This is a genomic window from Acinetobacter lwoffii (assembly GCF_019048525.1).
Taxonomy (GTDB): Bacteria; Pseudomonadota; Gammaproteobacteria; order Pseudomonadales; family Moraxellaceae; genus Acinetobacter; species Acinetobacter lwoffii_K.
Genome location: NZ_CP077369.1, coordinates 2,241,049 through 2,254,233, shown reverse-complemented (window position 1 = coordinate 2,254,233; position 13,185 = coordinate 2,241,049). Strand labels below are relative to the sequence as shown.

The following is a 13,185-nucleotide window of genomic DNA, read 5'->3' as shown; positions in this document are numbered from 1 at the left end:
GTATTAATTCTCAAGTTTTTCCTGATGAATCTGTTCTGATGTTTTACCAAAACGACGTTCACGCCCACCAAATACGGCAAGTGCATCATCAAGTTCTTCAACGGTAAATTCTGGCCATAGCGTCTCAGTGAAATAAAGCTCTGCATAGGCTGCCTGCCATAACAGGAAATTCGAAAGACGGAAATCTCCACCCGTACGAATCAGCAGATCAACTGCAGGTAAATCACCGAGGCTGACATATTGACCAAATACATCAGTATTAATTGCATCAAGATCTAATTTATTTGTTAAAACATCGCTAGCAATTCGCTGTGCAGCTTGTGCCATATCCCACATACCACCATAACTGATTGCAATAGTGAGTGTCATACTATTGAAATTAGCAGTCCTTTGTTCGGCATGCAACATAAGTCCCTGTAATTCTGGGGACAAACGGCTGCGATCACCGATAAAGCGTAAGGCAATATTGAATTTTTCCATGCGGGGCAATTGTTCATGAATGGTATCAACCAGCAATTTCATGAGCAATTCAACTTCAAACTGTGGACGATTCCAGTTTTCACTTGAAAAGGCAAATACAGTTAAAGCCTGGATATTTCTTTTTTTACAGTGTTCAACAATCGGATCCAGAACCGTTTTTCCTTCACGGTGTCCATCACCTTTTTGCATCTGATTTTTTTTGGCAAAACGATTGTTGCCATCCATGATGATGGCAACATGTTTCGGAAGACGGGGATTTTCTTCAGCAACGGTCATCGATGAATTAGACCTTCATCAATTCAGCTTCTTTCGCAGCCAAGCGCTTGTCAACTTCAGCAACAAATTTGTCGGTAATTTTCTGGATTTCGTCAGCAGCACGACGCTCTTCATCTTCAGAAATTTCTTTTTCTTTCAACAAAGCCTTGATATCGCCCAATACATCACGGCGAATGTTACGGATCGCCACTTTGGCATTTTCTGCTTCATTACGCGCCACTTTCTGCATGTCACGACGCGTTTCTTCAGTCAACGCAGCCATTGGTACACGAATCGCATCTGCTGTAATTGGGTTCAGACCCAAATCAGATTCACGAATCGCTTTATCAATTGCAGAAACCATTGAACGTTCGAAAGGCTGGATTAACAAAGTACGTGAATCTTCAACACCTACGTTTGCCACCTGGTTCAATGGAACGTCTGAACCATAGTAAGAAACCATCACGTTATTTAAAATTGATGGATGCGCACGACCGGTACGAACTTTTGCAAAACCATGCTCTAGAGATTCTAGAGTTTTGTTCATACGGTCTTCGCTGTCTTTTTTAAGATCGTTAATCATATGATCTTCCTTACTTAATTCTTGAAAAGAGGTTATTACTAAATTAGCGTGTAGTATAAAGTGCTTTGGTGCTCACGTCATTAATTGGTAACGTGAGTCCCTTCTTTTTCACCCATCACAACGGAAAGCAATGCGCCAGATTTATTCATATCGAATACTTGTAGCGGCACATTGTGATCACGACATAAACAGATTGCAGTTAAGTCCATCACACCCAGCTTTTCGTCCAGAACTTGGTCAAAAGTCAATGTGTCATATTTAACCGCATCATCATATTTGCTTGGATCTTTATTATATACGCCATCAACTTTGGTCGCTTTCAAGATCAAGTCTGATTCGATTTCAATACCACGTAAACAGGCAGCTGTATCTGTCGTAAAGAACGGATTACCTGTACCTGCCACGAATACACACACTTCACCCTGAGTCAGGTGACGGATTGCATCACGGCTTGAGTAAGACTCAACCACGGCACCAATTGGCAATGCAGACATTAAACGGGTTTTAATATTACGGCGCACCAAAGCGTCGCGAAGTGCCAAACCGTTCATGACTGTTGCCAGCATACCCATCTGGTCGCCAGTTACACGACCAACTAGACCATCTTTTTGTAGCTGGCTACCGCGATACAGGTTACCACCACCCACAACAATACCTACTTGTACGCCTAAACCCACGAGGTGCGCAATAGAAAGTGACATCTGATCGAGCACTTGTGCATCGATCCCCATGTCTTTATTGCCTGCCAGCGCTTCACCAGAAAGCTTTAACAGGATGCGACCAAAGCGTGGCTTTTTAGAATCCAACATCATCAAACTCCAAAGTATTCAATTTAAATTTTTTTAATTCAAAATCTTAAGCAGACTTGATTGAAATGAGTTTTGCATACAGATCGTATTCATCTGCATCAGTAATTTCGACTTCAAGTAAATCCCCCGCCTTGATGACGCTTTTATCGATATCTTCAACAAAAACATTACCATCAATTTCAGGTGCATCTGCATAAGAACGCGCAACCGCTACCGGGAATTCATCTTCCAGGTCATCTACCAGCACAGTCATGGTCTGACCGATACGTTTTTGGAGTTTGGCTGCCGAGATTTCTTGCTGAACCTGCATGAAACGCTCATAACGCTCTTGTTTAATTTCTTCAGGAACGTGATCTGGCAAATCATTTGCTGTCGCACCTTCAACTGGCGAATAGGTAAAACATCCCACACGATCCAGCTGGGCTTCTTTCAGCCAGTCCAGTAACATCTGGAAGTCTTCTTCAGTTTCACCCGGGAAGCCCACCACAAATGTTGAACGCAACACCAGATCAGGACATTTCTCGCGCCAGATTTTCAAACGCTCCAGTGTATTTTCACTGTGCGCAGGTCGTTTCATCAGTTTGAGAATTTTTGGACTCGCGTGCTGGAATGGAATATCCAGATAAGGCAGGATTTTGCCTTGTGCCATCAGGTCAATTACTGCATCTACATGCGGATATGGGTAAACATAGTGCAAACGTACCCAGATTCCCAACTGACCCAATGCTTCACACATGTCATAGAATTTGGTTTTAACCGGCTGACCATTCCAGAAATCCAGCTTGTATTTCGTGTCCAGGCCATAAGCAGAAGTATCCTGGGAGATCACGAGTACTTCTTTTACACCGGCACGTTTCAGCGCTGCAGCTTCTTCAAGCACAGAACCAACTGGACGTGAAACCAGATCGCCACGCATGCTTGGAATAATACAGAAGGTACAACGATGGTTGCAGCCTTCAGATATTTTCAGATAAGCATAGTGTTTTGGCGTCAGGCGGATGCCTTGCTCTGGAACCAGATCAATAAATGGATTGTGTTTTGGCGGCTCAGGTACGTATTGATGAACCGCATCCATAACTTCTTTATATGCCGCTGCACCTGTCACTTTCAGGACATTGGGATGCATTTGGCGAATCTTGTCTTCGTCTTTACCTAGACAACCTGTTACGATCACGCGACCATTCGCGCTCATCGCCTCACCAATCGCATCGAGCGATTCTTGCACTGCGGATTCAATGAAACCACAGGTATTTACTACAACTAAATCAGCACCGTCATAATCCGAAGCGACGTCATAACCTTCAGTCTTTAACTGGGTTAAAATACGTTCAGAATCTACCAATGCCTTAGGACAACCTAAAGATACAAAACCGACTTTGGGGGACTTCATGAATTTTCGCTCTACTAGAATGCGCGTATTGTATGTCTTTTCGCATCATAAAAATAGTTGAAAACCTGACTCTTTGCATCATGCACTAAAATATTGCCATAAAATATTCAACATACCCACTCATGCACCAAAATGAATCATTTTAGATTTACAGCCTCAATTTAATCCGCTATATCTAAGATGAATTGTGTTGCTCTGTCACATTTCTGCATTTCATCGCAATAAATAATCTCTCGTCATAAAAGTTGGCGTGCATCTTGCATCAAATCAGAACTTAAAATTGATTAAATTGCTTTATGAAGATGCCATTGCGCCATTTTAATACAGGAACAAACCCGCGAATGGATCAAATTATTCCGATCGACTATCGTGCTTTAGTGGACAATATGACCACGTGTATCTTATTGATAGACCGCGATCTTAATATTTATTATCTGAATTCTGCCTGTGAAGCCTTATTTGATGTGAGCTTATTCCGCGCGAGCGGCACATCCGTGCTCAATATTTTGCAAAACCCGACAGATGAGTTTAATACCGAAGAAGCCCTGAATAATACTTTAACTACGGGACAGCCTTATACACGCCGCGAAGCCACTATTCTGGTCAACTTTAAAGACATTCATGTTGACTACACTGTTTCTCAGCTAAATCTGGGCAAACCTTATCATCCGCTACTGCTCATCGAACTCAATCCTCGCGATCGCATGTTAAAAATCTCTCGTGAAGAAAATCTGCTGCAACAGCATCAGGTAGCGCGTCAGCTGATTCGCGGTGTTGCGCATGAAATCAAGAATCCCTTGGGTGGCATTCGCGGGGCGACTCAACTCCTGGCACGCAGTTTGAATGATCCACAATACAAAGAATTTACCGACATTATTATTAGCGAAGTGGATCGACTCAGAAATCTGGCCGATACCATGCTCGGTTCACGCCAGCTTCCGAGCTATGAACTGGTCAATGTGCATGAACCTCTGGAACGGGTGCGTTCACTGATTGCCAATCAGACCAAAAAGAAAATCAAGATTACCCGGGATTACGACCTGTCCTTACCGGAAGTTCTGGCAGACCGCGACCAATTGATTCAGGTCATTTTGAATATTTGCGCCAATGCCGTACAGGCCATGACCGAGAACAAGGAGTTCTTTGTCGAACATCAACCGGAACTGATTTTAAGAACCCGGATTCAGCGTCTCTTTACCATTAACGGGGTGATTCACCGCTCTGTAGTAAGGATTGATATTGAAGACAACGGTCCAGGTGTGCCGGAAGAGATTATCGAATCGGTGTTTTATCCGCTGGTCACCAGTCGCGCAAAAGGTACCGGACTGGGCCTCAGTATTGCTCAAAATATTATTCATCAGCACAACGGCATGATCGAGTGTCAGTCCGTGGCTGGAAAAACCGTCTTTAGCTTATATTTACCTTGGGAGTCGAATCATGTCGCGAAATAAAATATGGGTGATTGATGACGATCGCGCCATGCGCTGGGTACTGGAAAAGACCTTTAAAGAGGAAGGTCTGGATGTGACCAGTTTTGAAGAAGCACAATCTGCACTAGACCAACTGAGTCTGGAAGCACCCGATGTGATTTTGACCGATATCCGCATGCCGGGTATTGATGGACTTACCTTCCTGGGCAAGGTTAAACACAGTTATCCTGACCTACCTGTCATTATTATGACGGCGCATTCAGACTTAGAATCGGCTGTTTCTAGCTATCAAACTGGTGCTTTTGAATATCTGCCTAAGCCTTTTGATATTGATGAAGCACTGGCGCTGGTAAATCGTGCAATTTTACATATCACCAAGCTACAGCAACAAGAATCAGCAAAAGCGGCTCCACCAATTCAATCTACCGAAATTATTGGTGAATCGCCTGCCATGCAGGAAGTGTTTCGTGCCATTGGCCGTTTATCACAATCGCATATTACCGTGTTGATTAATGGTGAGTCTGGTACAGGTAAAGAACTGGTAGCGCATGCCCTGCATCGTCATTCACCACGCAGCTCAAAACCTTTTATTGCCCTCAATATGGCGGCGATTCCAAAAGACCTGATCGAAACTGAACTTTTCGGCCATGAGAAAGGTGCATTTACCGGTGCTAATACCCAGCGCCAAGGTCGTTTTGAACAGGCAAATGGCGGTACGCTGTTTTTAGATGAAATTGGCGATATGCCATTTGAGACCCAGACCCGTTTATTGCGTGTCCTAGCCGATGGAGAGTTCTACCGAGTTGGCGGTCATATTCCGGTTAAGGTCGATGTGCGTATCGTGGCTGCAACACATCAGGATTTGGAAAAACTGGTCCATGATGGTCGTTTCCGTGAAGACTTATATCACCGCCTGAATGTAATTCGTATTCATATTCCAAAACTGGCACATCGCAGTGAAGATATTCCGATGCTGGCGCAGCATTTTCTGGCACGTGCCGGTAAAGAACTTGGGGTCAACCCAAAGATATTACGTCCTGAAACCCAAGAATATATGCAGAAATTGCCATGGCAAGGTAATGTGCGTCAACTTGAAAATACCTGTCGCTGGCTGACTGTCATGATCACAGGTCGTGAAGTCTATCCTGAAGACTTGCCACCTGAGCTGAAACAGATTCCAATTCATCAGCAGGATCCGGGTGCGCCAATTCCAACGCTAAACCAGATCGCACCGCATCACTGGGATGAATTGCTGGGTCAATGGGCGATGCAGAAACTCAAAAATGGTGAAATGAAACTTCTGGATGTTGCGACGCCAATGTTTGAACGCACCTTGATCAATGCAGCCTTGCAACAAACCCGTGGCCGTAAACGTCATGCCGCAGAGCTTCTAGGTTGGGGTCGCAATACTTTAACGCGCAAGCTTAAAGAATTGGGCATGGATACTACGGATGATGAAATCGAAGAAGAAATAGAAAGTTAATCTTTCCATATAAAAAAGCGCCGATTGGCGCTTTTTTATTGATGATGATCTATGCAGTAAAACCCACATAGCGGAAATACCCATCTATGCCCAGATCAGACTTATAGATCAGATAATTTGAATAAGTCGCTTGGGTGATTTCATCCAGCATATTCACCTGATCATCATTGGCATGCAAATCATCTACAGAACGCGGCATGCTGTGCTCGAATTCATCGGTCATATATTCAAAGCCTATATCCATGGCAATAAACAGGGTATGTTCACAAGGTTGCACATATTGCTCTTCTGCCCAATCAATCACGTTGTGCTGACAATGCGGACAGGCAATATTATCGGTGGCCTGAATCGAGAGTTGAATAAGTTGATAAGCCATATAAAAATCAATCTGTTTACTATCCGTATATTTTAGCAAATTTTATGGACTGACTTTATTCAATTAAAAGTCTCGACGATAAAAAAAGGAATCTTCAGATTCCCTTTTTGTATTGATAGATCTCAATGATTAATTACTTATGAGCAGCCTTATAACGTGATAGTGCGGTGACGGCTACTGCCGATACGACCACTGCTGGTAAACTTGCCACAAGAATACCTGTGGTGCCCAAACCTAATGCCAGAATTTTTCCAGTTAATAATGGTCCAGTCATCGCCCCTAAACGCCCTAAAGAGATCGCACTGCCCACGCCTGTCACTTTGCCTGCGCCTGAGTAAAAAATCGGTGAGATCCCATATAGAATAAATTGACCACCCGTAGAGAAAATGCCACCCATGACTCCCGCCAAAATTAATAACGGAATAGAAGTTGTGGTGAATAACAATACCAAGGCAACAAACAAGCCACTATAAATGATGGTCGCCATTTGCCAAAGCTTTAAACGATCCAGTAAATAACCTAGGCTCAGGGTTCCAATGACAGCGCCCACCTGGAACACCAACATCACCAAAAATGCCTGCTGTTTCTGCAAACCTTGTTCCATAAGTAAATTTGGCAACCAGCTAATCAAAATATAATTGATCATCAAGGTAAAAAAGAAGCCAACCCAAAGAGGCACTGTATTTTTATACTGTCGCTGCTTGAACAACACCTCAGCCATTCCCGGCACAGCTTCGCCAGAAACCGGTACTTCCGCATTCACTTTAGGCTTATCTTTAAGAATAAACGCCATTAATGGAATCAGTGCTAAAGGTGTTAATCCCCCAATCAGGAATAAGGTTTGCCATTGAATCTCTGGAAGCAGCATGGCCAGACCGGCAACAAAGATCGCCCCTACCGGTAAACCACAATACATCAGACTATTTAGCTTGCCACGGTTGGCTTCGGTTGCTTCATCACCGACGACTGAAATCATGGTTGGCATTGCCGCACCTAAACCCAGACCAGTAAAGAAACGCGCTGCATATAAAACTTCGATGCTGGGCGCAATTGCAGTCAGCGACATGAACAGACCAAAAATAGTCACAGAAAGCATCAGGACTTTCTTTTGTCCTAGATAATCTGCAATACGTCCGCCAAAGAATGCACCAAACAGCATTCCAAAGACACCCAGACTAAATACATAGCCCATTTGGATTTGATCTAAACTAAAGCTTGCCGCAATTCCTTTCGCTGCAATCCCGGGAGCTTGAAAGTCAAAACCTTCAAAAAATGCGACCCAAAAACATAAGAATATGGTTAATATTTTTTGGGCTTTTCCGCTATATGGCTGCGCCATGACTGATCTCCATCAATAATTCACAAACCGTTTGATAGTGTGACGATCCGTTGCATTATTCTTAACCTAATCTTGATAGAGAAATAGCACGACAATAGTCGGGTTTAAGCACATCAACATGTGTAAATACCCTCCAAATTAGACCTAAAAGATTGTATTTATAGACTTAACACATCTTAATAATATTTATTATATATATTTATCAAATACTTAATTTAATTGTAGTTATTTTTAATTCAACGATAGTCAAAACTTATACAAAACTACAAGCCGATAAAAAGCCCGCTTAATGCGGGCTTTTTTAGCGCAAAATCTTAAGCAGATTTCTTTGCTTGTGCATTCTTACGAATTGTAATCATCACCAGTTGAACTGCTGCAGGGGTTACACCTGGAATACGACTGGCTTGCGCCAATGTTTCAGGACGAACATCTTTCAGTTTCAGGGTAATTTCACGGGACAGACCTGACACGATGTCATAATCGAAATCCGCAGGAATACGGGTTTCTTCAAGACGTTTCATTTGTGCGACGTCTTCATGCTGACGATTAATATAACCCGCATATTTCACTGCAATTTCAATTTGCTCACCGACAAATGGTGATACTTCAGAATTGGTTAACTCTGCAATTTGAGCAAATGAAATGTTTGGACGTTTCAACAAATCAATCGCCGAACATTCTTTAGACAGGTCTGCACCGGTCATCTCAACGAATTTCTTACCCATTGGGTTATTTGGTGCGGCCCACAAGTGTTGCAAACGGCCTGTTTCTTTTTCCACTGCTTCCATTTTCTCACAGTACACTGCCCAACGCGCGTCATCCACCAGACCCATTTCACGACCAATGGCTGTTAAACGCTGATCTGCGTTATCTTCACGCAGCATCAAACGGTATTCGGCACGTGAGGTGAACATACGGTATGGTTCTTTGGTACCTAATGTGATCAGGTCATCAACCAGAACACCCATGTATGCTTCATCACGTTTTGGCGTCCATTGCTCCTGATCCCAAGCACGGCGTGCAGCGTTCAAGCCTGCAAGCAAACCTTGCGCACCCGCTTCTTCATAACCGGTTGTGCCGTTGATTTGACCGGCGAAATACAAGTTATTAATTGCTTTGGTTTCAAGGGTAAATTTCAACGCTTGTGGGTTGAAATAATCGTATTCAATGGCATAGCCCGGACGAAGAATGTGCGCATTTTCCATACCACGGATCGAGCGAACCAGTTCAAACTGAACGTCGAACGGTAAAGAAGTCGAAATACCATTTGGATAAAGCTCATGTGTATCCAAGCCTTCGGGCTCCAAGAAGACTTGGTGAGAATCTTTATCGGCAAAACGGTGAATCTTATCTTCAATCGATGGGCAATAACGTGGTCCAACACCTTCGATCACACCCGTGTACATCGGTGAACGGTCTAAACCGCCACGAATGATTTCATGCGTGCGTTCATTGGTATGCGTGATATAGCAATTTACCTGCTCAGGATGCATAGACACATCCCCCATGAATGACATGGTCGGAGATGGGAAATCACCCGGCTGTGGTGTCATCACAGAGAAATCCACTGAACGCGCGTCAATACGTGGTGGTGTACCTGTTTTTAAACGACCTACTGGCAAGTTTAATTCACGCAAACGATGTGCAAGTGAAATAGATGGCGGATCACCAGCACGACCACCGCTAGATTTCTCCAGACCAACGTGGATGACACCACCTAAGAATGTACCTGCTGTCAGCACCACAGTTTTCGCATCAAAACGGATACCCATTTGGGTAACCACACCTTTAACGGTATCGCCTTCAACAATCAGGTCATCTGCGGCTTGCTGAAAAATATCAAGGTTTGCTTGGTTTTCTAATGTTTCGCGAATAGCCGCTTTATAACGTACACGGTCCGCCTGCGCACGTGTTGCACGTACTGCAGCACCTTTACGCGAGTTCAAAATACGGAATTGAATACCGCCTTTATCGGCAGCCAGTGCCATCGCACCGCCCAAAGCATCAATTTCACGCACCAAATGCGATTTACCAATACCACCGATGGCCGGGTTACAGCTCATCTGCCCTAAAGTCTCAATGTTATGAGTTAAGAGTAAAGTCTGTCGACCCATACGCGCTGCAGCCAGAGCCGCTTCCGTACCGGCGTGACCGCCACCGATAACAATAACATCGTATACTTTAGGATAATGCATAGTGGTAATTGAGAGATAAAAAAGGATAGCTGAGCATTATAGCAAATTTCACTCTAAAGTAGACAAATTCAGTAGAATTTATCCTCAGATAAATCGCACTTAACTCGCACAACATTAAAGCACTGTAATTTAACTTTGCAGAGGGACTATATAAATTAAACATATAAGCTGAGAAATTTACTCGATTTGCATTGTTTAATCTCGCGCATTTTTTAATCTATATGTTGGTTACATTACAAACAAAGGTATAAAAGATGAATAAGAATATTTTCCTCTCAACCGTTCTATGTGGTTTATGTTTTGCGCCGTTTGCTGCATCAGCGAATGATAAGGTCGAAACCATTTATAATGCACAAAAGTACCAACAGGTTTGTAAAGGCAAATCCCAAGGTGCACAAGTCAGTTTTGCCCATCGCGGCATTATCTGGAATGGTACCTGTGAACAGCAGTTTTTCGCTTCATCCAAAAACGCTTCAATCAAAGGCGATGAAGCCGAACTCATGAGTACTTGTAGCGGCAACAGTGGTGCAACCACTGCCACCATTAATGGTACCGAAGTCAAAGGTAAATGCGCATTAGGCTTTATGCCACCACGCCCTCAGGGACAATCTCAGATGCAAAGCCAACCAATGCAGCCGCAAATGCAAAGTCAGCCTATGCAGCCACCGATGCAAAATCAACCAATGCAGCATCAGATGAACCAGCCAGCACAGCCTGACTCACCAATGCAAGGCCAGCCAGGTATGTAGCCGATATATATCTAAATAGTTTAGATTTCAAGTAAAAGCTTTGACGGGCAAAGTGACTGCATTTTGCCCGTTTTTTATTGCTTATTTATTCATCTAGGCTAAACTCGAAATATATCTATAAATGTATAATAAAAAGGCAAATTCATGGATTCGGGGTTTTTTAGCGTTTTTTTGCCAATTACATTGGCAATCATGATGATGGGGCTGGGGCTAGAACTCACCATCAAAGATTTCCTGCGCTTAAGTCGCTATCCTAAAGTCATTTTTATTACTTTATTTGCGCAGTTAGTGCTGTTACCCAGTATTGCTTTTTTTATTTGTCTGATTTTGGACTTGCCCGCTTTGCTTGCTGTAGGTCTGATGTTGCTAGCCGCCTCACCTGGTGGCCCAACCGCAAACCTGTTTAGCTACATATATAAAGGTGATGTAGCACTGAATATTACTCTAACCGCCATTAATACCATCATCTCTATTTTTACTCTGCCCTTTATTATCAATCTGTCCTTACACTACTTTATGAGTCATGACTCAAACGTGACTTTTCCAGTTGAAAAGATTGTGCAGGTCTTTTTAATTACCTTGATTCCCGTGATCATGGGTATGCTGCTTCGAGCCAAATTTCCAAACCTGTCGATTACAGTCAGCAGGCCCATGCGCTTACTCTCTATCGGTTTTCTAACCATCCTATTCATATTCGCCATTTTCAGAGAACGTTCGAATTTGGTCGAATACTTTGCCAATATTGGTACAGCAACTGCGATTTTATGTTTTTCCAGCCTGTTTATTGGCTATTGCATCCCTCTACTCATGGGCATTCCAGAGAAAATGGCACGTGCTTGTACCTTTGAAATCGGCATTCATAACACAGCCATTGCCCTAACCATTGCGATATCGGTCTTAAATAATGTCACGATGGCTATTCCTGCAGGCATTTATACAATTTTCATGTACAGTTTCGCCACTATTTTCGGTGTGCTGATTAGTCGCCAGCAAGTGGTGTATAGCAATAAAAGTCGTTTATCAGATTTGTAATTTATTTGGCTGATTCTGCTATAAGGCTGTATGCTTTTCTAAAGAAAATCAGAAGTATTAAAACAATTTTCGACAAGGAGCATACAGATGGATTCTGGCCTTATAACGATATTACTGCCGCTGGCACTTGCAATCATCATGATGGGACTGGGCCTTGAACTGACGCCTCGGGACTTTAGCCGTGTCACTCGTCACCCCAAAGCCGTATTTATAGCATTGTTCTGCCAACTGGTTATTCTGGTTGGCATTGCCTTTTTACTCTGCAAGCTATTCGCTTTAACCCCATTACTCTCAGTCGGGTTGATGCTCTTGGCGGCTTCGCCCGGGGGTGCAACAGCCAACCTGTTTAGCTATCTGTTTAAAGGTGACTTAGCCCTCAATATCACTTTGACTGCTATCAACTCAGTCATCGCAGCGATTACCTTACCTTTAATTATTAATTTTTCGATCATGCATTTTATGCAGGATAGCCAGCAAGTTGGCCTGCAATTCGGCAAGATTCTGCAAGTCTTTGCGATCATCCTGATTCCGGTGGGAATTGGCATGTTGATTCGGCGCTATGCACCAGGCGTGACAGCAAAACTGAATCGGCCGCTGCGGATTTTTTCGATTGGCTTTTTGGTGCTGATTATTATTGCCACACTCATCAAAGAGCGCAGCAATATCGGTGAATACTTGACCCAGGTGGGTCTGGCGACTGCCTTGTTCTGCATCCTGAGCCTGAGTATTGGTTATCTGATTCCGCGACTACTGAATATTAATAGCGCTCAAGCCCGTGCCAGTGCATTTGAAATTGGCATTCATAACAGCACCCTCGCCATGACCATTGCCCTGACCGTGATTGGCAGTGCTGCTGTGGCGATGCCAGCCGCGGTTTATTCTATCTTTATGTATATCTTTGCTGCAATTTTTGGCAGTCTGTTGAACCGGCTTGCACCACTCCCGGCGCAAACACCTTTAACGAATCTGGACTAGATAAGCTCTGGAACTGTTCAAAGGATGCCTCAGGCATCCTTTTTATTTTGGGAATGGATCAAGAAGATAGCAGCGTTGAGTCTGAACTT

General features: G+C 43.5%; 12 protein-coding genes. 5 read left to right on the top strand and 7 right to left on the bottom strand.

Annotated elements, in window-relative coordinates:
• Positions 1–3 precede the first annotated feature (3 nt).
• The 4 genes from uppS to rimO form a co-directional block, all read right to left on the bottom strand.
• Positions 4–756, bottom strand: coding sequence for a polyprenyl diphosphate synthase (uppS, locus tag I6L24_RS10595; RefSeq protein ID WP_005263065.1), 753 nt, complete (start codon positions 754–756; stop codon positions 4–6).
• A 7-nt stretch (positions 757–763) separates the two neighbouring features.
• Positions 764–1,318, bottom strand: a complete 555-nt coding sequence (frr, locus tag I6L24_RS10590) for a ribosome recycling factor (RefSeq protein ID WP_004279885.1) — start codon at positions 1,316–1,318, stop codon at positions 764–766.
• Positions 1,319–1,398: 80 nt separating this feature from the next.
• Entirely contained in the window at positions 1,399–2,127 is a 729-nt protein-coding gene (gene pyrH, locus I6L24_RS10585; protein WP_004279886.1) for a UMP kinase, read from the bottom strand.
• 46 nt (positions 2,128–2,173) lie between these two features.
• Complete coding sequence (rimO, locus tag I6L24_RS10580; RefSeq protein WP_005263068.1) at positions 2,174–3,517, bottom strand: 30S ribosomal protein S12 methylthiotransferase RimO; 1,344 nt, start codon at positions 3,515–3,517, stop codon at positions 2,174–2,176.
• Between the two features lie 341 nt (positions 3,518–3,858).
• Between rimO and glnL the strand changes: the two genes are divergently transcribed.
• Together glnL and glnG are read left to right on the top strand one after the other, a co-directional pair.
• Entirely contained in the window at positions 3,859–4,968 is a 1,110-nt protein-coding gene (gene glnL, locus I6L24_RS10575; RefSeq protein WP_005107202.1) for a nitrogen regulation protein NR(II), read from the top strand.
• Positions 4,955–6,430 carry a nitrogen regulation protein NR(I) gene (gene glnG / locus I6L24_RS10570; protein WP_004279889.1) on the top strand — a complete coding sequence of 492 codons (1,476 nt, stop codon included), beginning with the start codon at positions 4,955–4,957 and terminating at the stop codon, positions 6,428–6,430. Before glnL ends, glnG begins: the two co-directional genes overlap by 14 nt.
• Positions 6,431–6,479: 49 nt before the next feature.
• Here the strand turns inward: glnG and I6L24_RS10565 are convergent, their stop codons facing one another.
• From I6L24_RS10565 to mnmG, 3 genes are all read right to left on the bottom strand, one after another.
• Positions 6,480–6,806, bottom strand: coding sequence for a hypothetical protein (locus I6L24_RS10565; RefSeq protein WP_005246639.1), 327 nt, complete (start codon positions 6,804–6,806; stop codon positions 6,480–6,482).
• Positions 6,807–6,939: 133 nt separating this feature from the next.
• Complete coding sequence (mhpT, locus tag I6L24_RS10560; RefSeq protein ID WP_005263070.1) at positions 6,940–8,145, bottom strand: 3-(3-hydroxy-phenyl)propionate transporter MhpT; 1,206 nt, start codon at positions 8,143–8,145, stop codon at positions 6,940–6,942.
• A gap of 314 nt (positions 8,146–8,459) precedes the next feature.
• Entirely contained in the window at positions 8,460–10,340 is a 1,881-nt protein-coding gene (mnmG, locus tag I6L24_RS10555) for a tRNA uridine-5-carboxymethylaminomethyl(34) synthesis enzyme MnmG (RefSeq protein ID WP_004279892.1), read from the bottom strand.
• A 254-nt stretch (positions 10,341–10,594) separates the two neighbouring features.
• Here mnmG and I6L24_RS10550 point away from each other — a divergent pair, with 254 nt between their 5' ends.
• The 3 genes from I6L24_RS10550 (at position 10,595) to I6L24_RS10540 (ending at position 13,096) form a co-directional block, all read left to right on the top strand.
• Positions 10,595–11,089 (top strand): hypothetical protein, encoded by a 495-nt coding sequence (locus tag I6L24_RS10550; RefSeq protein WP_005263072.1) that lies wholly within the window; start codon positions 10,595–10,597, stop codon positions 11,087–11,089.
• A 144-nt stretch (positions 11,090–11,233) separates the two neighbouring features.
• On the top strand, positions 11,234–12,121 hold the full coding sequence (locus I6L24_RS10545) for a bile acid:sodium symporter family protein (protein ID WP_005263073.1): 888 nt from the start codon (positions 11,234–11,236) through the stop codon (positions 12,119–12,121).
• A gap of 87 nt (positions 12,122–12,208) precedes the next feature.
• Positions 12,209–13,096 (top strand): bile acid:sodium symporter family protein, encoded by an 888-nt coding sequence (locus I6L24_RS10540; RefSeq protein WP_004646703.1) that lies wholly within the window; start codon positions 12,209–12,211, stop codon positions 13,094–13,096.
• Positions 13,097–13,185: the final 89 nt, after the last annotated feature.